Source organism: Microbacterium sp. MDV22-iso44, from assembly GCF_058629135.1.
In genome coordinates this window covers 969,574-992,797 of record NZ_JBZVWS010000001.1, presented here as the reverse complement: position 1 = coordinate 992,797, position 23,224 = coordinate 969,574, and the positions used below count along the sequence as shown (strand labels likewise).

Here is a 23,224-nt window from a genome sequence, read left to right as displayed (position 1 = left end):
GCTCGCTGACGCTCGTCAGGCGGCGAGCAGGTTGTCCGCGTCGAGGATCGTGTAGCTGTAGCCCTGCTCGGCGAGGAACCGCTGGCGGTTCTGCGCGAAGTCCTGGTCGACGGTGTCGCGTGCGATGAGCGTGTAGAAGCTCGCCTTGTGCCCGTTGGACTTCGGACGGAGCAGACGGCCGAGGCGCTGCGCCTCCTCCTGCCGCGACCCGAACGATCCCGAGACCTGGATCGCGACCGACGCGTCGGGCAGGTCGATCGAGAAGTTGGCGACCTTCGAGACGACGAGCACGGGGATGCGTGCGTGCCGGAACTCGTCGAACAGCACCTCGCGCTCGTCGACGGGAGTGGACCCCGTGATCTTCGGCGCGCCGAGCTCTTCGGCGAGGATGTCGATCTGGTCGAGGTACTGGCCGATCACGAGGATCTGCTCGCCCTCGTGCTTGGCGACCAGGTCGCGGACGACATCGATCTTCGCGTGCGCGGTCGCCGCGAGGCGGTAGCGCTCGTCGTCCGCCGACGCCGCGTACTCGAGCCGGTCGGATGCCGGCAGGTCGATGCGCACCTCGTAGCAGACGGCGGGGGAGATGAAGCCCTGCGCTTCGATCTCCTTCCACGGGGCGTCGAAACGCTTGGGGCCGATGAGGCTGAAGACATCACCCTCACGGCCGTCCTCACGCACGAGGGTCGCCGTGAGGCCGAGGCGGCGCCGCGCCTGCAGGTCGGCGGTCAGCTTGAACACCGGTGCGGGCAGCAGATGCACCTCGTCGTACACGATGAGGCCCCAGTCGAGCGCGTCGAGGAGAGCGAGGTGCGCGTACTCGCCTTTCCGCTTCGCCGTGAGGATCTGGTAGGTCGCGATCGTGACCGGCTTGACCTCCTTGGACTGACCGGAGTACTCGCCGATCTCCTCGGGGGTGAGCGAGGTGCGCTTGAGCAGCTCGTCTCGCCACTGGCGCGCGCTAACGGTGTTCGTCACGAGGATGAGGGTCGTCGTCTTCGTGTCGGCCATGGCCGCCGCGCCGACGAGGGTCTTGCCCGCGCCGCAGGGGAGGACGACGACGCCGGAGCCGCCCTCGCTGAAGATGTCGACGGCCTTCCGCTGATAGGGGCGGAGCGACCAGCCGTCCTCGTGCAGCTCGATCTCGTGGGGGGTGCCCGGGGTGAAGCCGGCGTGATCCTCGGCGGGCCAGCCGATCTTCAGCAGTTCCTGCTTGATCTGACCGCGCGCCCACGCGTCGATGACATACGTATCGGGTGTCGGGTGGGCGATGAGCAGGGGCTGGATGCGGCGGTTCCGCGCGATCTCGGCGAGCACCGGCTTGTCGGTGGAGCGGAGGATCAGCGTCCCCTCGTCATCGCGCTCGATGATGAGGCGGCCGTAGCGGCCGACGGTCTCGCGGATGTCGATTGAGACCGACGGCGGGACGGGGAACTTCGCCCAGCGTTCGAGGGTGGCGAGCATGTCCTCCGCGTCGTGCCCGGCGGCGCGGGCGTTCCACAGCCCGAGCCGCGTCACGCGGTAGGTGTGGATGTGCTCGGGGGCGCGCTCCAGCTCGGCGAAGATCGCGAGTTCGTGTCGCGCGTTCTCCGCGTCGGGATGCGCCACTTCGAGCAGCACGGTTCGGTCGCTCTGGACGATGAGGGGGCCGTCAGCCATAACGGGCAAGTCTACCGGCCCCGCCGGTCACACCGGCCGGACGCTGACGATGCTCGACAGCGGCAGCGTCCGCTCGACGTCGGCGGCGCGGTCGCGACCGCGCAGGCGACCACCGCCGAGACCCGCGGCCTCCAGGGTGACGTCCCGGCTCGATCCGTCGGGCATGCGGACCGTGATCTCGATCGTCGCGCGGGTGCGGACGGCCTGGTCGAGCTCGCGTTCGAGCCAGGCGGCATCCGCGTCGTCGGAGAGGCTGGCGCGCAGGGTCTCGATCAGCGGGCGGTATCGATCGGATGCCGTCGGTTCCGGCGCTGCGCTCTCAGCGACCTCGTGGCGGCCCGGAGCCCGCGGGGCACCGTCGGCATCCACCGCCAGAACGGGGTAGCGCGCGTCGGAGAGCATCCAGAAGGTCGTGTCGGCGCTCGTGCGGGTGACGAGGTCGTCACCGTCGGTCACGAGTCCGAGGGGGCGCAGCGCCTGATCGACGTTGATGGCATCGAGCAGGTCGCGGTCGCCCGATACGCGGGTGTATCCGAGCCGGTCGACGCCGACCCGCAGGGTGCCGTGCCGGGCGGCCGCGCGCTCGATCTCGTAGGCGAGCGGCTGGGGCACGCCGGTGAGCGACAGTTCGGTGAGGAACGCCGTGAGGGATGCCGAGGTCTCGCCGCCCGCGAAGGCCGCGCCGATCGTGTCGGCGGTGAAGCGGTAGGTCGCCGCCTGCGCGCGGGACTCGCGGCGGGCGGTGGTCCGCAGGCGCTGGTCGAGCTGGGGTTCGAGGGGGCCGGGGGCGATGGCCGTCAGGTCGTTCTGCAGGTAGACCTTGTCCACCTCGTGCGGCAGCAGGGAGCGGAGCGCGGCGACATCGACGTCCTTCCCGGCCGCGAGACCCGCGGCCCACTGCGGCGTCGTGCCCGCCGGGGTGAGCACGGCCCACTGCGTGAGCATCGCGGCGAGGCGGCGGACGCGATCGGGCCAGGCCGGATCGAACGGGTACACACCGGGCCACTGCGACGGGTCGCGCCATCCGCCCGAGGCGTCCCGCAGCGCGGCGGGCAGCCGGTCGCGCAGGCGACGGGCGACCTCGATCCACCGCTCCACGGTGCGGATGCCGAGCCACGCCGTTCCCGACTCGGTGACGCTCCAGTTGCGTTCCGACCCCGCGAGCAGGCCGGACTCGGCGGCGATCGCGACGAGGGTGTCGGCTGCGTCGGAGGTCGCCGCCGCTCCCGCCTCGACCAGTCGTCGCCGGTCACCGGCTCCGAGGGCACCGGAGCCGATGCGGCCGAGCGGGGTGCGGGTGGCCACGTGGAGGATGTCGGCGAGCGAGGCCACGGCGTCGAAAGCGCGCTCGGCACTAGCGGCATCCGATTCGGGCCCGCCCTCGAAGATCACCGGCGACTCGACGGGGGAGGCTCCGCCGAGGGCCGCAGCCACGGCGGCGTAGGGCCGGCCCTCCTCGTCGGCGAGGGCGCGTGAGACCAGACCGGCGCGAAGACCGGGGGTCACTGCCGCATCGGCGTCGACGGCGTCACGGAGCGCGGCCGCCTCGAGGTCGGAGACGTCGGCGAGAGCCCGGCTCAGCTGCGCGGGGTCGAGCAGCGCATCGGCCGCGTCGAAGAAGTCGGTCCACGACGTGTTCGGGGCGATGCGGCGGGCATCGAACACCGCGGCGAGGGCATCCGGATCGAGCGTCGCGAGGCGGGTCGCGAGGGCACGAGCATCGGAAGCTGTCACGTCAACGGCCCTTGTTGGCCCGTCCCCGTCGCACGAAGGTCATGATCAGCAGCGCGAGCAGCAGTGCGAAGGCGACCGGCGGCGCGACGTAGACGATGAGGCTCACCACCGGCCAGATGCCCGAGGCGAAGTCGGCCTGCTCCAGTCCACCCGGACCCGACGCGATGATGATCGAGAAGAAGCAGACGACCGAGAGCACCAACAGACCCAGGGACATGAACGCCAGGATGCGGTCTATGCGACGGACGGGAAGGTCGCCGGCCGGGGGCGGAGTGCTCATCCGATCAGAGTAGCGGCTCGCCGCGGTGGCTTAGGGTGGAGGGTGGGGCTGAGACGGTCCCACTTTTCCATGCCCGCACGCGGGCTCGAGCAGCGAGGTTCGACACATGCCCACCGGCAAGGTCAGGTTCTACGACGAGGCGAAGGGATTCGGCTTCATCACCGGCGACGACGGTCAGGACGTTTTCCTGCACGCGACCGCGCTCCCCGCCGACACCACGACGATGAAGCCCGGCACCCGGCTGGAGTACGGCGTCGCCGACGGTCGCCGTGGTCTGCAGGCGCTCGCCGTCCGGGTGCTCGATGCCCCTGTCAGCCTCAGCAAGCGCAACCGCAAGCCCGCCGACGACATGGCCGTCATCATCGAGGACCTCGTGAAGCTCCTCGACGGCATCGGCGGCGATCTGCGCCACGGGCGGTACCCGAGCGGCGCGCACGGCAAGAAGGTCGCCGCTGTGCTCCGCAAGGTCGCTGATGACCTCGATGCCTGAATCGACCGAACCGGCAGAACCGGACACCGCGTCCGTCGAGTCGGCTGACGCCCGTGTCGAGCAGACGGAGGCATCCGCCCCCACCGACCCGCGCCTGTTCGAGGCGCACGACCTCGCGCGCGCGGCGCTTCTCGAGGTGACTCCCGAGGCGACCGTGGGCGATGCCGCGGGGTATCAGCTCGAAGACGGAGGTGTCGTCTCGCTCCGTTTCGCGAACCGGATGGCCGGTTACCCCGGCTGGTTCTGGACGGTGAGCGTCGCCGTCGTCGAGGGATCCGACCCGACCGTCCTCGAGGTGGAGCTGATGCCCGGCGACGGCGCGCTGCTCGCTCCCGAGTGGTTGCCGTGGGCCGAGCGGCTCGCGGAATACCAGGCGGCTCAGGCCGCGTCGGGCGAAGACACGTCCGACGAGGACGACGACGATGACGTGGACGAAGACGAAGACGCCGACGAGGATGACGCCGACGGCGAGGACCTCGACGCCGGCGACTTCGAGAGCGACGGCTCTCCGATCCTTCACGCCGGCGACGTCGACGGCGTCGACATCGACGAGCTCGACGAGTCGGAAGACGACGACGAGTCCGACGAGGACGACGACGAGTCCGACGAGGACGACGACGATGACGATGACGACGAGAACGATGACGACGAGAATGCGGAGGTGCTGCGCGAGTACTGACGCGCGGCATCCGCTCTCACACGAACGCGGCCCCGGGGATCACTCCTCGGGGCCGCGTTCGTCGTGCGTGGTCAATCGGCGAGGTGCTCGACCGTGTAGTCGATGGCGCGGATGAGCTGACGGACGTCGTCGGGCTCGATCGAGACGAACGTCGCGACGCGCAGCTGGTTGCGACCGAGCTTGCGGTACGGCTCGGTGTCGACGATGCCGTTCGCGCGGAGGCTCTTCGCGACGGCGGCCGCGTCGACCGAATCGTCGAAGTCGATCGTGACGACGACGGGGGAGCGGTCGGCCGGGTCGGCGACGAACGGGGTCGCGAAGGACGCGGCATCCGCCCACTCGTACAGGGCGCCCGAGGACTCCGCCGTCCGGGCGCCCGCCCAGGCGAGGCCGCCGTTGCCGTTGATCCACTGCAGCTGGCTGTCGAGCAGCTGCAGTGTCGCGATGGCGGGGGTGTTGAGCGTCTGCTGCAGGCGCGAGTTGTCGAGCGCGTTCTTCAGGCTCAGGAACTCGGGGATGTACCGACCGGATGCCGCGACGCGTTCGATCCGCTCGATGGCGGCCGGCGACACCGCGGCGTACCAGAGGCCGCCGTCGGAGCCGAGGTTCTTCTGAGGCGCGAAGTAGTAGACGTCGGCCTCGGCGATGTCGATGTCGATGCCGCCGGCGGCGCTCGTCGCGTCGATCACGGTGAGGGCGCCCGGGTCGCCGTGGACGCGCGAGATCGCCGTCGCGACACCTGTGGAGGTCTCGTTGTGGGCCCAGGCGTAGACGTCGACGCCGTCGACGGCTTCGGGCTTCGCGCTCGTGCCGGGCTCGGCGCGGCGCACATCGGGGGCCTCGAGCCAGGGGGCGGCGGCAGCCGCGGCGAACTTGCCGCCGAACTCGCCGAACACGAGGTTCTGCGCCCGCTTCTCGATGAGCCCGAAGGCCGCAGCGTCCCAGAACGCGGTCGATCCGCCGTTGCCGAGGATGATCTCGTACCCCTCGGGAAGTCGGAACAGCTCGGCGAGACCGGAGCGGGTGCGGCCGACGAGGTCCTTCACGGGTGCCTGGCGGTGCGAGGTGCCGAAGAGCGATGCCCCCTGGGTGACGAGCGCCTCGAGCTGCTCGGCACGGACCTTGGACGGGCCGCAGCCGAATCGTCCGTCGACGGGCAGGATCTCGCGGGGAAGGGTCACAGTCGCCATGGCGAGAAGTCTAAGGCGCAGGCCCCGGCGGCTCCGGTTCCATGACGCTCCGCGACCGGATGCCGGATAGGCTGGGAACGCACTGTCTCCCGCGCGAAAAGGCCTTCATGACCGACCTCATCGACACCACCGAGATGTATCTGCGCACCATCCTCGAACTCGAGGAAGAGGGCATCACGCCCCTTCGTGCGCGCATCTCCGAGCGCCTCGGCCACTCCGGCCCCACGGTGTCGCAGACGATCGGCCGCATGGAGCGCGACGGTCTCGTCGTCGTCTCAGAGGACCGCAAGCTCGAACTCACCGACCCGGGCCGGCAGAAGGCCGTCGACGTCATGCGCAAGCACCGTCTCGCCGAGCGCCTGCTGTCGGACGTCATCGGCCTCGACTGGGCATACGTCCATGAAGAGGCGTGCCGCTGGGAGCACGTCATGAGCGAGCTCGTCGAGCGTCGGCTCATCGAACTCCTCGACCACCCGACCGAGTCCCCGTACGGCAACCCCATCCCGGGCCTCGACCAGCTGGGCGACGTTCCGGCCAACGCGTTCGACAACGGCGTGGTCGGCCTCGTGCGTCGGCTGAACGACGCCGGCGGGCCGGTGACGGGCAGCATCCGTCGTCTGGCGGAGCCGATGCAGGTCGACCCCGAGCTCCTGACCCAGCTGCGCGACGCGGGCGTCGTCCCCGGGCGCACCGGCTCGTTCCGCTTCAACGAGGGGTACGTCCTCGTCGAGATGGACGGTGTCGACGAGGCGCTCGAGCTCCCCGTCGAGGTCGCCTCGCACATCTTCATCGTCGACGCGCGCGAGATCTGAGCCGTCGCCGCGGCCCCGCTCACAAGAGCGGGAGCGTGACTTATTCGTTACCTTCCGGTAGCCTCGGAGGGTCCATAGGCGAGAAGCCCGCCACGGACCGCCTCGCGAGTTGCCTCTCCGGCTCGTCATTCGCCTGGTGTCCCCTACATCCGTGCCCGACACGGAGTGCCGACGAGCCAGCATCCTCACCCGCGGATGCGGAGGCGCTGGAGGACAGCTTGGCTGAAGAGTTCCACCCGTCGAACGAGATTTCTGAGGCATCGACGGCCCCCCGTAAAGGTCGCTTGAGCCGACGTGTCGCCGCCGCGGCGCCCGCCACTCCTTCGACGTCCCCTCGCCCTCACCCCGTCCGCAGCTTCCTGACCGTCGCCGCCGTCGCCGGCATGGTCGCGACCGTCGCGATCCCGGCGTTCGCCGCCGCCGATCGGGGCGACGTCGCCGAAGCGCGCACGCTGCAGCAGGTCTCCGCCGACGACGCACAATCGCTCGTCGTCGCATCCGAAGGCAGCCCCGAGACCCTCGCACGCGGTGGGTACTCCGCCACGACCCCCGAGGAGATCGAGGCAGCGAAGGCGAAGGAGGCCGCAGAGAAGGCCGCCAAGGCCGCGCTCGCAGCCCGACTCGCGTCAGCCTCGTCCTCGTCATCGTCGTCGCGCAGCTCGTCGAGCTTCTCGTCCTCGGTCCCGCTCGTGTCGCCGGGCTCGGGCACGGTCCGCCGTCCGCTCGCGCACTTCAACAACTTCGGCACGCCCTACGCGGGCCACAAGGGCACCGACTACATGGTCGGACGCGGCGAGCCGATCTACGCCGTCGCCGACGGCACCGTCGTCGCGTCCTCCGAGTCCGGACCGGGCTGGGGTGTGTACGTGAAGATCGCCCACAACATCGGCGGTGTGCGGGTGACCTCGCTCTACGCGCACATGGACTGGGGCACGCGTCGCGTCTCCGTCGGCGACAAGGTCTCGGTCGGCCAGTTGATCGGCCAGGTCGGTTCCACGGGCCGTGCCAACGGCACCCACCTCCACCTCGAGATCCGCATCAACAACGGGTACACGAACGCCGAGTCCTGGCTGCAGGCCAACGCCGGCTGACGAGACACACAGTCATCGTTCTGCTGATGTTCGCCCTGGGGCATCCCGGCGTGTAATACCCTGACCCCGACGCTCGTTCGAGCCGAGGGGAGCCGTATGGACATCCAACCCCGCATTCGCAACCGGAATGCGCTAGGTCGGCATGTGCTGCGGCATCGTGTGCACGATTGCCACGACGTCGGTCGTGCGAATAAGGCGCTGTCTTGATGACGGCGCCTTTTTTCGTACCCGCACCCCTCTCGACCCGCACCGCGTCGACGACACGGAAGGCCGTGAAGCCGTCTCGGCCGTTCGAGAGGACACCCCTATGCGCACCCTGGTGCTGAATGCAGGTTACGAACCCCTGGCCGTCATCTCCTTCAAGCGAGCCCTCGTGCTCGTCATGACCGAGAAAGCCACCATCGTCGAACGCGTCGAAGAGGACCCCGTCTGGGGGACCCGCGACGTGTACGACCGCCCGGCCGTCATCGTGCTGACCCGCTACGTGCGGATCCCGGCCGGCCGGCGGGTCCCGGTCACCCGCCGGGGCGTGCTGCGTCGTGATGGTCACCGGTGCGCGTACTGCGGCAAGAGCGCGTCGACGATCGATCACGTGCTGCCGCGGTCGCGCGGCGGAGCCGACTCGTGGGAGAACCTCGTCGCGGCGTGCCTGCGCTGCAACAACGTCAAGGGCGACCGCACCCCGCAGGAGATGAACTGGGAGCTGCGATGGATGCCGCAGCCCCCGCGCGGAGCCGGCTGGCGCGTTCGCGGCACCGAGCGCGCCGATCCGGCGTGGGAGCCGTACCTGGCGCTCGCGGCGTAGCGCCCAGGTCAGACGCCGGATTCGACCCAGGCGTAGGGCAGGAACTTGCCGTCGATCGTGATGACGACGCGGTCCCCGTCGGGGTGTGCGACGCGGTCGAGAGAGATGCTGCAGTTGATCGCGCTCATGATGCCGTCGCCGAAACGGTCGTGGATGAGGGCTTTGAGCGCGGGCCCGTAGACCTGCACGAGTTCGTGGAAGCGGTAGATCGTCGGGTCGGTAGAGAGATCTGCCTCGGCGGCGCGGTTCGGCTGGCGGGTGAGGGCGTCGACGAGCGCGGCGTCGAGTCCGAGGGCGTCGCCGAGGCGCTCCGCTTCGGCCGGGGGGAGGGCGTGCATCCCGAGAACGGCCGCGGCGGTCCACACCGGCGGACGGCCGATGAGCTCGCTCACCGCGTCCCACGAGAGTCCGCTCTTGCGTCGCACCTCGTCGATGGCGGCACCGGCGGCCTGCTTGCTGATGATCTGGGGGAGCGTCATGACGTGTCCTCTCGTCGGTTCGTTCCATCGGACCAGTCCCGGAGCGTGAGGCGGCAGGAAGAACGCGCACGGATGCCGTCGTTGTGCGCACGTGTGACACGGTCGAAACGCGCGCGACGCGCCAGGGCAAACCTCGGTGCCTAGCGTGGGCCCATGGCGGCGATCGAGCGGTGGATGCAGGCGGTGGTGGATGCCGTCCCGCAGCCGCTGTGGGTCATCGGACGCGGTGGCGCCGTCGCCCACCTGAACGAGGCCGCCGGGCGGTTGCTCGGATACTCCGATCCCCGCCGGGTCGTGGGAGGTCCGAGCCACGAGGTGCTGCACGGGCATCGCGCAGACGGCTCGGCCTACCCCGCGCACGAGTGCCCGATCGTCCACGCGGCGGATCACGGCGGTGACCCGCGGGGCAACGAGGTGTTCGTCACCCGCGCGGGACGGCCGCTCGACGTCGCGTGGCGGGTGGCGGAACTGCCCCTGCCCGAGCATCGACTGCTGTCGTTCGAGCCGCAGGCGCAGGTTCCGGCGAGGCGCGGGGTGCCGTCGGCATCCGCTCTGCGTGCGCAGATCGCCGCGCGGCACCGCGACCCGGAGTTCTGCGTCGACGTGCTCGCGCGGGATGCGCACGTGTCCGTGCGGACGGCGCAGGCCGTGCTGGGGCGTGAGGGGGAGAGCCCCGCGGCGCTGATCCGCGAGTACCGGCTCGGGAGCGCGCAGGGGCTGCTCCGCGACGGGATGCCGGTGGCCGCCGCGGCGTACAGTGCCGGCTTCCGCGATCCGGACACCTTCGCGCGCGCGTTCCGGCGCCGGTTCGGTGTAGCGCCGGGAGCGTTCGCCCGCGACGCGGGCTGAGCCCCGGGCTCGTGCGCAGCGGGCGCGGGCGATGTCGGAACCCGTGCGTATCTTCGACATAGACGGCTTGAGTCGTTCGAACAAAGCTTCTACCATGTCGAGGTGAGATCCATCGTGCGCGACACCGCTACCGCCCAAGAGGTGCAGCGGCTGCGCGCGCAGATGGCTCGTATCCAGGGGCGCAAGCTCGAGGCGCCGCCCCTTCCCACCCATCCTGCCCTGGCCGAGCTGCTGCCGGGCGGGGGGCTGCGGCCGGGATCGTCGTATTCGCTGGGCGGCTCGATGTCGCTGCTGTTCGGGCTGCTGGCGCAGCCGTCGCAGACGGGCAGCTGGTGCGGGGTGGTCGGGATGCCGGGGTTCGGCGCCGAAGCGGCCGAGAAGGCGGGCGTCGACCTGTCGCACCTCGTGCTGATCCCCGAGCCGGGTCCGCGCTGGCTCGCGGTCACCGCGACGATCGCCGACGTGCTGCCGGTCGTCGCGGTGCGTCCACCGTCGCGAGCGAAGGATGCCGAGATCTCGCGGCTCGCGGCCCGCATGCGCGAGCGCGGCGTGGTGCTGCTCGTGCAGGGGCCGTGGCCGCAGACCGAGGCGATGATCGATGTGACGGATGCCCGGTGGTCGGGCCTCGGCGACGGCTACGGCGTGCTGTCGGATCGGGAGCTGACAGTGACGGTCACGAGCCGGCGTTTTCCGGTGCCGCGGTCGTCGCGGATGCTGCTGCCCGCCCCCGATGGGGCGATCGCGGTGCGCGAGCAGCCCATCGCCCCGGTGGTCGACCTGCCGATGCGGGCGGTGAGTTGATGGATCCCGCACTCGTCGACACCGGGATCGAGCCGGTGCGGAGCCTCGTCGTCTGGGTGCCCGACTGGCCGGTGGTCGCGCTGGGTCTCGAGGGGCTCGCCGAGGCCGAGGGGCCGATCGCCGTCTTCGCGAAGGGGATGGTCGCCGCGACCTCGCCCGCTGCGCGGGCGGACGGCGTGCGACGGGGGATGCGGCGCCGCGACGCGCAGGCGCGATGCCCGCAGCTCCAGGTCGTCGACGCCGACGACGCGCGCGACCACCGCACGTTCGCCCCGCTCATCGCCCGGCTCGAGGAGATCGCCCCGGGTGTGCAGCTGCGCGAGCCGGGGCTGTGCGCCCTGCGGGTGAAGGGCCCCGCGCGGTTCTACGGCGGCGAGGCGGGTGCGGCGACGGCGCTCACCGGCGCGCTCGCCGAGCTCGGCGTGAACGATGTGCGCGCGGGGGTGGGGGATGGTCCGTTCACGGCGGAGCAGGCCGCCCGCACCACGGGCCCGGACGCCCCGATGCGGATCGTGCCGCCGGGGGCGGCGGCCGCGTTCCTCGCGCCGATGCCGGTGACGGCGCTCGAGGACGAGTCGGTCGCGAGCCTGTTCGCGCGTCTCGGCATCCACACCCTCGGTCAGCTCGCCGCGCTGCCGCCCGCGCGGCTCGTCGAACGGCTCGGACCCCGCGGGGCGCGGTTGCACGCGCTCGCGTCGGGGCTCGACTCGCAGCCCGTGCAGCCGCGCACGCCGCCGCCTGAGCTCGAGCGCGAGGTCGGCTTCGAGCCGCCGCTCGAGATCGCCGATCAGGTGGCGTTCGGCATCCGTCTCGCCGCGGAGCAGTTCATCTCGGGGCTCGGCGCCGTCGACCTCGTCTGCACCGAGCTGCGCGTTGCGCTGACCGGGGATCGCGGCGACCACAGTGAGCGGGTGTGGCTGCATCCCGGCGCGTTCGATGCGGCCGCGGTCGTCGACCGGGTGCGGTGGCAACTCGCGGAGCGAGGGCTCAAGAGCGCGGTCGCGAAGGTGCGGATCGTGCCCGAGAAGGTGGACGCGGCATCCCATCACGTGACGGGGCTGTTCGGCTCGGGGCCGGAGGAACGCGTGCACTCGGCGCTCTCGCGCGTGCAGGCGATGCTCGGGCACACCGGCGTCGTGACGCCGCAGGTGGGCGGTGGCCGGTGGCTCGCCGAACGGCAGGTGCTCGTGCCGTGGGGAGACCGTGCCGTCATCGCCGAACGGGCGCGGCCGTGGCCGGGGAGCCTGCCCGACCCGCTGCCGGCGACCGTCTTCCCCGAGCCGGTGCCGGTCGCCGTCATCGACCGGGACGACGACATGGTCGCCGTCGACGGGCGCGGCGAGCTGACGGCCGAGCCGATCGCGCTGATCCTGCCGGGAGCGCCGGACGCATCGGGGGCGCGGAGGCCCCGGCATCCGCGTCGCATCGCCTCGTGGGCAGGACCCTGGCCCGTCATGGAGCGGGGGTGGGATGCCGCGCGCACCCGTCGCGCGCACCGGTTCCAGGTGGTCGACGAGGCCGAGACCGCGTGGCTGCTGGTGTGCGAGGAGGGCGTCTGGCACGCCGAGGGTAGGTACGACTGATGGGGTGGGGCAACAACCCGTCGGTCTCGTGGTCGGAGATGGAACGGATCCTCAGCGACCGACGGCGACCCGAGGGGGCACCGGCGGGCACCGACGGCGGCGACAGTCCGGCGTGGTCGCACAAGCGCGGAAAGTACCGCACGCCCGAGATCGAGCGGCCGCGCGACGCCGTGCCGTACGCCGAACTTCACGCGCACTCCTCGTTCTCCTTCCTCGACGGGGCGTCCTCGCCCGAGGACCTCGTCGAAGAGGCCGAGCGCCTGGGCCTGCACGCCCTCGCGATCACCGACCACGACGGGTTCTACGGCATCGTCCGCTTCGCCGAGGCGGCCGAGCACCTGCAGCTGCAGACCGTGTTCGGGGCGGAGCTGTCGCTGGGCCTCCCCGGTCCGCAGAACGGCGAGCCCGACCCGCACGGGCGGCACCTGCTCGTGCTCGCCCGCGGTGAGGAGGGCTACCACCGGCTCGCCGCCGCCATCACGCGCGCGCAGCTGTCGGGCGGCGAGAAGGGGCGCCCGGTCTACGACCTGCACGACCTCGCCGACCGGGCCGGCGGGCACTGGCAGGTGTTGACCGGATGCCGCAAGGGCGCCGTCCGGCAGGCGCTCGCCGTCGACGGGCCGGCCGCGGCGGCGTACGAGCTCGACCGGCTCGTCGACCTGTTCGGGCCCGAGCGGGTCGACGTCGAGCTCATCGATCAGGGCGCACCGACGGATTCGCGCGACAACGACGTGCTCGCCGCGCTCGCCGCCGAGCGGGGGCTTCCGGTCGTCGCATCGAACAACGTGCACTACGCCGTGCCCGAGAAGGTGCACCTCGCGGCGGCGGTCGCGGCGGTGCGGGCGAACCGCGGGCTCGACGAGCTCGACGGGTGGCTGCCGTCGCACGCCAGCGCGCACCTGCGGTCGGGGGCCGAGATGGCGCGGCGGTTCCGGCGGTATCCGGGCGCGGTCGAGCGCACCGTCGAGCTCGCCGACGCGCTCGCGTTCCCGCTGCGACGGGCCAAGCCCGCGCTGCCGAAGATGCAGGTGCCCGAGGGGCACACGCCGATGACGTGGCTCCGGCACCTGGTGTGGGAGGCCGTGCCCCGCAAGTACCCGGATGCCACCGACGCGAACCGCGCGCGCATCGAGAAAGAACTCGGCGTCATCGAGCAGAAGGACTTCCCGGGGTACTTCCTCATCGTGCACGGCATCGTGCAAGAGGCGCGGCGCCGCGGCATCCTGTGTCAGGGGCGGGGGTCCGCCGCGAACAGCGCTGTCTGCTATCTGCTCGACATCACGGCGATCGACTCGATCTTCTACGACCTGCCGTTCGAGCGGTTCCTCTCGGCCCTCCGCGACGAGGAGCCCGACATCGACGTCGACTTCGACTCGGACCGGCGCGAGGAGATCATCCAGTGGGTCTACGAGACCTACGGGCGCGAGCGGGCGGCGCAGGTCGCGAACGTCATCCAGTACCGGCCGAAGAACGCGATCCGCGACATGGCGAAGGCGCTCGGGCATTCGCCGGGTCAGCAGGATGCCTGGTCGAAGCAGGTGGAGCGGTGGGGCGCGACGCTCGACACCCCGGGCGACCACGACATCCCGGATCGGGTGATCGCGTACGCGGGTGAGCTGTTGAAGGCGCCTCGACACCTCGGCATCCACTCGGGCGGAATGGTGCTGACCGATCGTCCGGTCGGCGAGGTCGTGCCGATCGAGCACGCGCGCATGGAGAACCGCACCGTCATCCAGTGGGACAAGGACGACGCCGCGTGGATGGGGCTCGTGAAGTTCGACCTGCTGGGGCTCGGGATGCTCGCCGCACTCCAGTACTGCTTCGACATGATCGAGGCCGCGACGGGGGAGCGGTGGAGCCTCGATGTGATGCCGAAGGAAGAGGCAGCCGTCTACGACATGCTGTGCCGCGCCGATTCGATCGGGGTGTTCCAGGTCGAGTCCCGCGCGCAGATGGGGCTCCTGCCCCGTTTGCAGCCGCGGAAGTTCTACGACCTCGTGGTCGAGATCGCCCTCATCCGACCGGGGCCGATCCAGGGCGGCGCGGTGCATCCGTTCGTGCGTCGCAAGCTCGGCGACGAGAAGGTCACCTACGCGCACCCGAAGCTGAAGCCGGTGCTGGAGCGGACTCTCGGCATCCCGGTGTTCCAGGAGCAGCTCATGCAGATGGGCATGGCGATCGGCGATCTGTCGGGGGAGGATGCCGATCTGCTCCGCCGCGCGATGGGCTCGAAGCGCGGGATCGAGCGGATCGATTCGCTGAAGAAGAAGCTGTACGAGGGGATGGCCCGCAACAACCTGACGGGTAAGGCCGCCGACGACATCTACGTGAAGATCCAGGCGTTCGCGAACTTCGGCTTCGCCGAGAGCCATTCGCTGTCGTTCGGGCTGCTCGTGTACGCGTCGTCGTGGCTGAAGCTGCACTACCCGGCGGCGTTCCTCGCGGCGCTCTTGCGAGCGCAGCCGATGGGCTTCTACTCGCCCGCGACGCTGACCGCCGACGCGCGACGGCACGGGGTCGAGGTGCGCCGGCCCGACCTGCACGCGTCGGGGGTCGAGGCGGGGCTCGAGCCGGTGTCGCCTCGCGAGGAGATGTCGGTTCCCGAGGAGGGTTTGCGGGGTTTCGCTCCTCGGGAAGCGTCATCTCCTCGGTTCTCGGCGGCGGCGGATGCCGGGGGTCGGGAGGCCGGGGGCGGGGGCGCCGAGCGCGGCGCTGCCGCGGGGATCGGCCGTCGCGAGGACGTTTCGGGCGGGATTCCTCCTCGGGAGCGCAGATCTCCGCTCGGGAGCAGGGATGCCGGGGGCCGGGATGCCGGATCGGGGCCAGCCACTGCCGAGCCCGGGGCTGGACACCGCCGCGCCCCGACGGGCCGGGACTCCTGCACCGACCGCATCCAGCCGCCTGTGCCGGAGTTCGACCGGTCGCTGCCTGACGAATCGGCGGCGCATCGGCGCGACGGGAACTTCGCGGTGCGGCTGGGGCTCGCCTCGGTCACGGGTATCGGGGTGCCGCTGGCGACGAAGATCGTGGCGGAGCGGGAGGCATCCGGTCCGTACCGGGATCTGCGCGACCTCGTGCGGCGCACCGGCGCGACGGCGGCGCAGCTCGAGGCGCTGTCGACGGCGGGCGCGTTCGAGAGCCTCGGGATCACGCGGCGCGAAGGCATCTGGTTGGCGGGGGATGCCGCGCAGGACCGGCAGGAGTTCCTCGAGGGATCGCTGGTGTCGGTGCAGCCACCGCTGTTCCCCGACCAGTCGAGTTACGACGTGCTCGCCGCCGATCTGTGGGCGACGGGGGTGTCGGCCGACGACCACCCGCTGACGCACTACCGCTCGCAGCTCGACGCGCGCGGGGTGATCACCTCGCGCGGCATGCGCGAGCACGAGATCGGCCGGCGCATCGAGGTCGCGGGGTTGGTGACACACCGGCAGCGACCGGCGACGGCATCCGGGATCACCTTCCTGAACCTCGAGGACGAGCACGGCGTCATGAACGTGATCTGCTCGGTCGGGGTATGGAACAGATACCGGCGCATCCTGCGCGACAGTCCCGCGCTCATCGCGCGCGGCATGCTCGAGCGCTCGCCCGAGGGTGTGACGAACCTCGTCGCCGACGGGTTCGAGGACCTGCGGGTGGGGGTGACGCACCGGTCGAGGGACTTCCAGTGACCTGCCTAGGCTGTCGTGATGGACGACCTGGGCATTCGATTCACGATTCTGATCCTGCTGGCGGCGATGGGGGTCCTGCTCATCTGGGTCGCCACCGCAGCAGCGTCGGGGCGGTTGACGCGCAACCACATCGCCGGGATCCGCATCCCCAGCACGATGGCCAGCGACGAGGCATGGCTCGCCGCCCACATCCGCGCGAAGCGTCCCACGGTCTGGGGTGGGGTCGCTGCCCTGGTCGCCGGGCTCTGCGCGTTCCTGCCCGTGCCGACCGAGTCCCTCTCGATCGTGGTGATCGGGGCATCCGTCGTGGTGCTCGCCTGCGTCCTCTACGGCGCACGCGTCGGCAGCCGCGCCGCGAATGAACTCGAGCGCGACACGCGACGATGAGAATCGTCCCCAGTTGTATAAACACATTGCAATGTCACTATGTATAGGGGAGTGTTGACCCGTGGCGAACGAGATCGCAGCGGCCGCTGATCTGTTCCGGGTGCTCGGTAACGAATCCCGGTTGGGTCTGCTCGTCGCCCTCGCCGACGGTCCCTTAGTCGTCGGCGCCCTCGTCGAGGCGACGGGAATGACTCAGCCTCTCGTGTCGCAGCATCTTCGGACGCTGCGGCAGGCGGGGTTGGTCGAGGTGACGAGAGACGGCAGGACGGGCGAGTACCGCCTTGCCGACGAGCACGTGGTGCACGTCATCACCGACGCCCTCACCCACGTCACGGAACCCGACGCGACGCGCCGGAACACACCCGAGGAGACAACATGAGCACAGAAGAAGTCCACGCAGAGCACACCGTCGCCGAGCACGCCCACGGCGCCGATTGCGGTCACGAGACGGTCGAGCACGACGGTCACGTCGACTACCTGCACGACGGTCACAAGCACGCCGAACACGGCGACCACTACGACGAGCACTGAACCACAGCGAAGCGCTGAACCACAGCGAACCGCCGGATCACAGCGAGGCGGCGAGGCTCTTCGGAGTCTCGCCGCCTCGCTGTCTGGTCACTCCCTGCTGCGGGAGACCTGCCACGTCGGGAACGGATCCTCGAAGGTCGCCCATGCCGACGGTCCCGCCGCGAGCTCGTCGTCGGTGAGCGCGGTGTCGTCGAGGGCGGCGCGAAGCGCGCGGTGGTGCAGGTCCAGGCCGATGAAGGCGATGTCCTCGCCGACGGCGAGGAGCCCCTCAGCCTCCGGCATCCCGTCGTCCACCTGGACGGGCGAGAAGGCGATCATCGACCCGACGTGATCCCACTGCGCGATGACGTTCGAGCGGGTCGCGAAGCGGCAGAACCCCGCCGAGCGGATGACGGAGCCGAACTCCCCGCTCTCGATCCGTTCGTCGAGCAGAGTGTTCAGGCGTCCAGGATGCAGCGGGCGGACGTTCTCGTACCGCAGGGCGCTGATCCGCGGGTCGGTCATGTGCGGCGCGAACTCCCCGTTCAGCAGCTGCACCCATCCGGGCGCGTCCTGGTGGGAGCGAATCGGGATCGGTGCGACGGGCAGCAGATCGACGGCCGGCTGATGCAGACGCAGTCGCGCGGACGGGGCGAGGTGGCTGACCAGCGCCATCGTGATCGAGAGGTCCGGAGTCGACAGTCCCGACCAATTCACGAGCATGATCGTCGACGCGTACTCGAGCTGCTGCACCGCGAGCAGGGCGTGAGCCGTGTAGCGGGTGCGCGGCATCCCGCTGTCGTCGACCTCGGCAGATCCCGCGTAGGTCTCGCGTCGGAGGTCGTCGAGGAGGTGGGGCGCATCGACGACGCACACGACGCCGCGCAGGCGCAGCCCGCTGCCGCGCTCGGCGAGCGTCCCGATGACGTCGAGAATCGAGGCATCCGACGGGAACTCGGCCACGACACCGCTCCCGACGTCGAGCCACGGCAGAAAGGCTGCTGCGCTCGACGCCGGGTCCTGCGGGGCGAGTCGGGATGCCGCGAGGAGGGGCCTCGACGTCGCCTGGCTCAATCGTGCCGCGTAGCGCGCCCGCTCGGGACCGCATGCTCCCATCACGGCGATCACGTCCGTCTCGATCATCCGACACCTCATTCCATCCCGGCGTGTGTACCCTTGATGATAACCGTTCTCAATTAGGAGTGTGTCATGAAGGTCCGAGCGTCCCTGAAGTCCCTGAAGAAGCAACCCGGCGCGCAGGTCGTCCGCCGACGCGGGCGGGTGTTCGTCATCAACAAGCTCAACCCGCGGTTCAAGGGCCGCCAAGGCTGACGCCGGCCCGGCGTGCTGGGCCGGCGTCACCTGGTACTGACCCGCTGATCTCGGGGCCGCGACTTACCCCGCCGCGGCGCGCCGCCGCTGCACCGCATCCACGATCACGTCGACCACGACGAACGCGGCGAGGGTCCAGCCGACGAGCGGCAACGCGAGTCCGAGCAGCACGCCGCCCGCGACCACAGCCGTGACACCCCACCGTGGGGCACCGTCGAGCACGCCGCGGCGCGGCGGCATCCCGACCCGTGCGGTCTTGATGGGTCGCCGCTTGACCCACATGACGTAGCCGAGCACGACCATGCCGGCGATCGAGAGGGCGAGCAGGAACATGACGATCTGGTTCGCGAGTCCGAACATGACGCCCATGTGGATCGCGACGCCCCACGAGGCGAGCTTGGCCGGCAGCGAGAAGTCGGCGAAGTCGACACGGTCGACGGTCTGCAGCGTCGTGCCGTCGATCGCGACGGCATCGAGATGGCCGGGGAAGCCGCGGTCGATCTCCTGCACCTTCCACGCCTGATCGGCCGCGGCGGGCGGCGTGATCTGCACCATCCCCGTATCGATGTTGACCTTGCGTGCCGCCGCGAGCACGTCGTCGAACGTGTTCGGGTCGACGGTGAGTGCAGCGGATGCCGCGCCGTGCCCCGCGTGCTCATCCCCGCCGCCGGCCGCTCCGCCGAGGCTCGTCGACACGGCGGGCGTGGTCCAGTCGAGCGCGGCGCGCAGGTTCGTGACGTTCTGTCCGCCGTAGGTCGACCACGTGATCCCCGTCGCAGAGAGGAACACCGCGCCGAGCGCGATCCAGATTCCGAGCGAGGTGTGCCAACTGAAGAAGCGTCGATACCCGGTGTAGGCGCGCGCCGGCCGGACGAAGTCCCTCTTCGTGCGTGCCGTGCGGATGCGGATGACCCACATGATCACCCCGGCGACGACGACGATGCCGAGCCACGATGCGGCGAGCTCGCTGTACAGGCGGCCCGGGTCGCCGAGCCCGAGGCTGCGGTGGATGTTGCTGATCGCGGTGCGCAGCGGCAGCGATCCGCTCGTGCCGTAAACGGTCTCGTCCCCGCGGACCTCACCGGTGCCGGGGTCGACGAACACGGCACGCGACTCGCTCTCTCCGAGGCCGTCCTGCGAGAACATGACGCGCGTCGTATCGCCTGGCTCGGGAGCCGGCCGGACCGCAGAGAGCGTCGCAGCGTCGCCGACGTGCGCCTCGGCGATCTCGACCTGCTGGCCGAGGCTGAGCTGCATGTCGGTGACCGGCGCGTGCAGCTGCCGCGCGTAGACAGCCTGCTCGATCGTCGGGGACAGGGCGTAGAGGGCGCCGCTGAGCGCGGCGACGAGGATGAACGGTCCGACGAGGATGCCGGCGTAGAAGTGCAGACGCACGAGGAAGGCGCCGAACCAGCCCGGTCGTCGGGCGGGTCGGGCGGTGGCGGGTGGGGTGGGCAGGGTGGCGGTCATGATTGCTTTCGAGAAGAAGGGTGCGGCAAGAGGGCGCGCCGATGACACGGCGCGGCGCACCGCGGCATCCCTCGTCGAGAGCGGACCGGCGGCGCGCGTCAGATCGCGAGCACGCGAGGGGGACCGCGGCCGGCCGCGACACGGACGGCGACCGATCGCAGCACCGGGACGTCGCTGGAGGCGGGTGCCGGAGTCGGACGGTCGACGGCCTCGAGAGCGAGGACGGCGGTGAGGATTCGGCGGCGCACCCACCGGGCGATCTCGGCCGCGACGGCGAGCAGGCGCTGCGCCGCGCGTTCGCCGCGGTGCAGCAGCGCGATGGTGAGGACGGCGGCGAGGCCGTGCATGGCCCACATGAGCGGGTCGGCGCAGATCGCCGCGGCGGTGCCCCCGGCATCCGTCATCAGGGGCATCCCGTGCTGGTGCGGCGTCGCCGACGGGGTGATCGTGCCGAGCACGAAGAGCGTGTGGAACAGCAGCTGGCTGCCGGTGACCGCGAGCGCCAGGCGGGGGAGCGAGAGGCGTCGCCCTGCGAGCGCCGTGCAGACGAAGAGCGACAGGGCGAAGGGCACGGCGATGCCGAGCCAGCCGGGGACCTGTCCGCCGCCGGCGACGTGCGACAACAGTGCCGCCCAGGTGGCGACGGATGCCGCGAGTGCACCGCGCGCGACGCGGGAGACTCGGGACGGACGCACGGCTCCATTGTGGCAGGGGCAGGTGCCCTTGCGAGGTGGACCGCGCTGCGCAAGCCCTGGGGAGAAGCCGATGGGCGCGATTACCGTGGGAGGACTTTCACCGGTCGGAGGACATCATGACGAACCAGGCGCAGCGGAACGACGCGGTCCAGCGCAAGCAGATGGGCTCGGGCGCGTTCATCGCGATCTTCATGAGCCTGGTGTTCCTCGTCGTCGCGGCGGGTTTCGCGATCCTCGGAGTGCTGTTCATCACGAACCCGCGGCCCGTCATCGTCCTCGGGGTACTGATGCTGATCGGCGCGGTGGCCGTGCTGCTCCTGTCGGGCGCGTGCATCGCCGCGTCGGTGCGGACGCTTCGGGCGCCGGCGAAGGCTAAGCAGCGCGTCGAGCGCATGGCCTGACGCGCGCGGAGCGACGTGCCATGATCGTCGCATGCTGGCTGAGATCTTCGAGGTACTCGGCGACGCGCTCGTGGCCGTCGGCGATGCTCGGCGGGGTCCGCGGCACGTGCACAGCCGGATCCGGCTGACACGCGGCGAGATCGAGGGTCTGTCGTCGCGGGAGGACGTGGGCGGGGAGGTGGCGATCGACCATCGCACGATCGCCATCAACGACGTGACCCTCACGGGCGTCGCCATCGCGCCGCAGCCGCTTCGCATGTCGTACCTCGAGGACATTCAGCAGGGAGCTCAGGTGGTCCGCATCGAGTTCGACGGCGGCGCCGCCGAGTGGACCATCCCCGAATCGACCAACCTCCGAAAGCTGCAGAAGCGCATCGGCGCCTCGTTCTGAGACGCGGGATGCCGGGCGCATCAGGCCCCTGAACGCACGAAAGCCCCGGACCTCTCGGGTCCGAGGCTTTCGAGAAGCGTCTGTGTCAGACGGCCTGCGCGAGCGCGAAGCCGACCGATCCGTCCTCTTCGAGACGGGCGTCGAGGATGCGGTCGTCGAGCGCGACGCTCGCCGTCGGCGCGACGAACACGCGAGCTCCATCGCTTTCGACGACGGTGTCGCCGTCGGCCGGAGCGGGAGCGAGAGACAGTGCGTACCCGTTCTGCGGGTCTGCGGCCTCGGCGATCCGGAGTCCACCGGTCTCGGTGGGGATCTGGGTGGCGAGGCTCTTGACGGCGGTGCTGGCGTTCTCGGTGAGAGTGAGCATGATGCTCCCTTCCGTGGATTGCGGGCGTGAGCGGGCAACGATGCCGAGAATCGGATGCCGCCGCAACCGCTGACACACCATTCCCGCGCACTCACACGGCTTACGGAGGTTCGCACATCATCCCCGCGGCGTACCCCGGATCATCATGCGGGCCGATTCGCCCGTGAGGCCGCACGGCTTGACTCGAGTCATGACCCACACTCGTCTCCGTCTCGCTGCCGCCGCCGGCCTCGTCGCCCCTCTGCTCGTGCTCGCGCTCGCCGCCTGCAACCCGATGGACACCCTCGAGAAGGTGCACTCCGAGGAGTTCGCCGATCGCGCCGCCGCTGCGGAGGGGTGGGTCGGCGTCGAGATGCCCGCGTGGATCCCGGCAGACGCGACGTCCGTGAAGAACACCGCGACGACCAACGAGACGAACGCCGTCATCGCGGTCGAGGGCGGAGAACTCGAAGACTGCGCCGAGATGGACCGCCGTGGTCTGCCCTTCGACAGCCGCTACGGCAGCCTCGGCGAGCCGCTGCCGGCGACCGTGTTCGTCTGCGGACCGTACGAGGTCGTGAGGACCGACGCCGGCTGGCTGGGCTGGTTCAATGCGACCGAGAAGGGGCAGACGCCCGCCGATGCGTGAGCGTCAGCTCGCCCGCATCCGCTCCCGCAGGTCGGTCGCGTCGGATGCCGGGGAGCGCCCGTACGCGGAGCGGTAGTCGCGCGAGAAGTGCGATGCGCTGACGTACCCGACCGCGGCGCCGGCCTGCGCGGCGGTGTCGCCGTCGGTGATCAGCAGGCGTCGCGCCTCGCCGAGGCGCAGTCGCTTGAGGTACCGCATGGGCGTGAGCCCGGTGAGTTCGCGGAAGCGACGGCTCACCGTGGTCGGGCTGGCGCCGACGGATGCCGCGATCGCGTCGAGCGTCCACGGCTCGGCCAGCCGGCGGGTCAATGTCGTGATCACGGCGGTGACGATGTCGGCGTTCGCGTGGGTCGCCGCGGCGAGCACGCGCGCGGCCTGGTCGCTCTGCAGGAGGCGGACGATGAGCTCGCGGTTCAGCAGCGGCGCGAGGACGCCGGCTTCGGCGGGGGCGTCGAGGAGCGCGAGCATCCGATCGACGACGTCGGCGATCTCCGCCGTCATAGTGCCGAGCCGCTCTGGCGCTTCGGACGCAGCGGGGAGGGGCAGCTGTCCGGCGATCTCGGCGACGACGGCGGGGTCGATCCGCCAGTTGACGGAGACGAAGTCGCCCTCAGGCCCGGTCTCGGTCACACGGGCGAACAGGGGCAGGTCGACGGGCGTGATGAGGAAGCGCCCGGGACCCCATTCCTCACCCGCCGCGGAGTCGTCGCCCGAGACCTTGCGCCCCGTGAGGACGACCGAGACGCACGGCTTGTACTGCACGAACATCGTCGGGCTCGGCGCGGTCGTGCGCCCCAGGATCAGCCCGAGCGACTCGGCCGCGGCGACGCGGTCGATGTGCCGTCGCACGCGGTCCGCGGCGCGGTCGAGGCTCGTCCGGGTCCGCTCGTCCATGTGCCCATTGAAGCGGATGCCGGGCCTCC

Annotated in this window: 26 protein-coding genes; 16 read left to right on the top strand and 10 right to left on the bottom strand. The window is 70.7% G+C overall.

Translation table 11 applies throughout. From position 1 onward, the window contains the following. Positions 1-15: 15 nt before the first annotated feature. From AC4NN1_RS04900 to AC4NN1_RS04890, 3 genes are read right to left on the bottom strand one after another with little or no spacing between them, the layout of a single operon-like run. Positions 16-1,659, bottom strand: a complete 1,644-nt coding sequence (locus AC4NN1_RS04900) for a DNA repair helicase XPB (protein WP_018188576.1) — start codon at positions 1,657-1,659, stop codon at positions 16-18. Between the two features lie 27 nt (positions 1,660-1,686). Then, complete coding sequence (locus AC4NN1_RS04895) at positions 1,687-3,393, bottom strand: helicase-associated domain-containing protein (RefSeq protein WP_491954701.1); 1,707 nt, start codon at positions 3,391-3,393, stop codon at positions 1,687-1,689. Between the two features lies 1 nt (position 3,394). Next, positions 3,395-3,673, bottom strand: a complete 279-nt coding sequence (locus tag AC4NN1_RS04890) for a hypothetical protein (protein ID WP_018188574.1) — start codon at positions 3,671-3,673, stop codon at positions 3,395-3,397. Between the two features lie 106 nt (positions 3,674-3,779). On the opposite strand from AC4NN1_RS04890, the gene AC4NN1_RS04885 reads away from it, so the two are divergent. Next, positions 3,780-4,163, top strand: a complete 384-nt coding sequence (locus tag AC4NN1_RS04885; protein WP_018188573.1) for a cold-shock protein — start codon at positions 3,780-3,782, stop codon at positions 4,161-4,163. Then, the gene (locus tag AC4NN1_RS04880) at positions 4,156-4,842 is read left to right on the top strand and encodes a DUF3027 domain-containing protein (RefSeq protein WP_491954700.1); all 687 of its coding nucleotides are present in this window, start codon (positions 4,156-4,158) and stop codon (positions 4,840-4,842) included. The genes AC4NN1_RS04885 and AC4NN1_RS04880 overlap by 8 nt, the downstream gene beginning before the upstream one ends. 71 nt (positions 4,843-4,913) lie before the next feature. On the opposite strand, the gene serC is transcribed toward AC4NN1_RS04880, so the two are convergent. Then, the gene (gene serC / locus AC4NN1_RS04875; RefSeq protein WP_018188571.1) at positions 4,914-6,032 is read right to left on the bottom strand and encodes a phosphoserine transaminase; all 1,119 of its coding nucleotides are present in this window, start codon (positions 6,030-6,032) and stop codon (positions 4,914-4,916) included. Positions 6,033-6,139: 107 nt separating this feature from the next. Between serC and AC4NN1_RS04870 the strand changes: the two genes are divergently transcribed. From AC4NN1_RS04870 to AC4NN1_RS04860, 3 genes are all read left to right on the top strand, one after another. After that, a complete protein-coding gene (locus AC4NN1_RS04870) occupies positions 6,140-6,844 on the top strand; it encodes an iron-dependent transcriptional repressor DtxR (protein WP_018188570.1) in 705 nt (234 codons plus the stop codon). Positions 6,845-7,128: 284 nt separating this feature from the next. Further along, positions 7,129-7,935, top strand: a complete 807-nt coding sequence (locus tag AC4NN1_RS04865; RefSeq protein WP_491954699.1) for a M23 family metallopeptidase — start codon at positions 7,129-7,131, stop codon at positions 7,933-7,935. Between the two features lie 307 nt (positions 7,936-8,242). Then, the gene (locus AC4NN1_RS04860) at positions 8,243-8,740 is read left to right on the top strand and encodes an HNH endonuclease (RefSeq protein ID WP_116228718.1); all 498 of its coding nucleotides are present in this window, start codon (positions 8,243-8,245) and stop codon (positions 8,738-8,740) included. Between the two features lie 8 nt (positions 8,741-8,748). Here the strand turns inward: AC4NN1_RS04860 and cynS are convergent, their stop codons facing one another. Further along, positions 8,749-9,219, bottom strand: a complete 471-nt coding sequence (gene cynS, locus AC4NN1_RS04855) for a cyanase (RefSeq protein WP_018188567.1) — start codon at positions 9,217-9,219, stop codon at positions 8,749-8,751. Between the two features lie 153 nt (positions 9,220-9,372). On the opposite strand from cynS, the gene AC4NN1_RS04850 reads away from it, so the two are divergent. From AC4NN1_RS04850 to AC4NN1_RS04820, 7 genes are all read left to right on the top strand, one after another. Then, positions 9,373-10,068, top strand: coding sequence for a helix-turn-helix transcriptional regulator (locus tag AC4NN1_RS04850; protein WP_491954698.1), 696 nt, complete (start codon positions 9,373-9,375; stop codon positions 10,066-10,068). A gap of 114 nt (positions 10,069-10,182) precedes the next feature. Next, positions 10,183-10,869: a DnaE2-dependent mutagenesis accessory factor ImuA' gene (imuA', locus tag AC4NN1_RS04845; RefSeq protein WP_491954871.1), complete on the top strand. Its 687-nt coding sequence runs from the start codon at positions 10,183-10,185 to the stop codon at positions 10,867-10,869. Then, positions 10,869-12,452 (top strand): DNA polymerase Y family protein, encoded by a 1,584-nt coding sequence (locus tag AC4NN1_RS04840; protein ID WP_491954697.1) that lies wholly within the window; start codon positions 10,869-10,871, stop codon positions 12,450-12,452. The genes imuA' and AC4NN1_RS04840 overlap by 1 nt, the downstream gene beginning before the upstream one ends. Next, positions 12,452-16,120 (top strand): error-prone DNA polymerase, encoded by a 3,669-nt coding sequence (locus AC4NN1_RS04835; protein ID WP_491954696.1) that lies wholly within the window; start codon positions 12,452-12,454, stop codon positions 16,118-16,120. Before AC4NN1_RS04840 ends, AC4NN1_RS04835 begins: the two co-directional genes overlap by 1 nt. An 18-nt stretch (positions 16,121-16,138) precedes the next feature. Next, positions 16,139-16,507, top strand: coding sequence for an SdpI family protein (locus AC4NN1_RS04830; protein ID WP_116228722.1), 369 nt, complete (start codon positions 16,139-16,141; stop codon positions 16,505-16,507). A gap of 61 nt (positions 16,508-16,568) precedes the next feature. Continuing rightward, positions 16,569-16,886, top strand: a complete 318-nt coding sequence (locus tag AC4NN1_RS04825) for an ArsR/SmtB family transcription factor (protein WP_065570038.1) — start codon at positions 16,569-16,571, stop codon at positions 16,884-16,886. Then, positions 16,883-17,038, top strand: a complete 156-nt coding sequence (locus tag AC4NN1_RS04820) for a zinc transporter permease (protein WP_116228723.1) — start codon at positions 16,883-16,885, stop codon at positions 17,036-17,038. Before AC4NN1_RS04825 ends, AC4NN1_RS04820 begins: the two co-directional genes overlap by 4 nt. An 87-nt stretch (positions 17,039-17,125) precedes the next feature. Here the strand turns inward: AC4NN1_RS04820 and AC4NN1_RS04815 are convergent, their stop codons facing one another. Beyond that, positions 17,126-18,160, bottom strand: coding sequence for a GTP-binding protein (locus tag AC4NN1_RS04815; RefSeq protein ID WP_491954695.1), 1,035 nt, complete (start codon positions 18,158-18,160; stop codon positions 17,126-17,128). A 66-nt stretch (positions 18,161-18,226) separates the two neighbouring features. On the opposite strand from AC4NN1_RS04815, the gene ykgO reads away from it, so the two are divergent. Continuing rightward, positions 18,227-18,349 carry a type B 50S ribosomal protein L36 gene (gene ykgO, locus AC4NN1_RS04810; RefSeq protein WP_018188560.1) on the top strand — a complete coding sequence of 41 codons (123 nt, stop codon included), beginning with the start codon at positions 18,227-18,229 and terminating at the stop codon, positions 18,347-18,349. A 63-nt stretch (positions 18,350-18,412) separates the two neighbouring features. Here ykgO and AC4NN1_RS04805 read toward each other — a convergent pair whose 3' ends face one another. Both AC4NN1_RS04805 and AC4NN1_RS04800 read right to left on the bottom strand, forming a co-directional pair. Beyond that, positions 18,413-19,819: a PepSY-associated TM helix domain-containing protein gene (locus AC4NN1_RS04805; RefSeq protein ID WP_491954694.1), complete on the bottom strand. Its 1,407-nt coding sequence runs from the start codon at positions 19,817-19,819 to the stop codon at positions 18,413-18,415. Between the two features lie 98 nt (positions 19,820-19,917). Then, on the bottom strand, positions 19,918-20,514 hold the full coding sequence (locus tag AC4NN1_RS04800; protein WP_491954693.1) for a hypothetical protein: 597 nt from the start codon (positions 20,512-20,514) through the stop codon (positions 19,918-19,920). Between the two features lie 116 nt (positions 20,515-20,630). Between AC4NN1_RS04800 and AC4NN1_RS04795 the strand changes: the two genes are divergently transcribed. Continuing rightward, the gene (locus AC4NN1_RS04795; RefSeq protein ID WP_336124212.1) at positions 20,631-20,915 is read left to right on the top strand and encodes a hypothetical protein; all 285 of its coding nucleotides are present in this window, start codon (positions 20,631-20,633) and stop codon (positions 20,913-20,915) included. 31 nt (positions 20,916-20,946) lie between these two features. Then, positions 20,947-21,306, top strand: a complete 360-nt coding sequence (locus AC4NN1_RS04790; protein ID WP_491954692.1) for a hypothetical protein — start codon at positions 20,947-20,949, stop codon at positions 21,304-21,306. A gap of 85 nt (positions 21,307-21,391) precedes the next feature. On the opposite strand, the gene AC4NN1_RS04785 is transcribed toward AC4NN1_RS04790, so the two are convergent. Further along, positions 21,392-21,673 (bottom strand): HesB/IscA family protein, encoded by a 282-nt coding sequence (locus tag AC4NN1_RS04785; RefSeq protein WP_116228728.1) that lies wholly within the window; start codon positions 21,671-21,673, stop codon positions 21,392-21,394. A 190-nt stretch (positions 21,674-21,863) separates the two neighbouring features. Between AC4NN1_RS04785 and AC4NN1_RS04780 the strand changes: the two genes are divergently transcribed. Beyond that, positions 21,864-22,301 (top strand): hypothetical protein, encoded by a 438-nt coding sequence (locus tag AC4NN1_RS04780; RefSeq protein ID WP_491954691.1) that lies wholly within the window; start codon positions 21,864-21,866, stop codon positions 22,299-22,301. Positions 22,302-22,304: 3 nt separating this feature from the next. On the opposite strand, the gene AC4NN1_RS04775 is transcribed toward AC4NN1_RS04780, so the two are convergent. Next, entirely contained in the window at positions 22,305-23,195 is an 891-nt protein-coding gene (locus AC4NN1_RS04775) for an AraC family transcriptional regulator (RefSeq protein WP_491954690.1), read from the bottom strand. Positions 23,196-23,224: the final 29 nt, after the last annotated feature.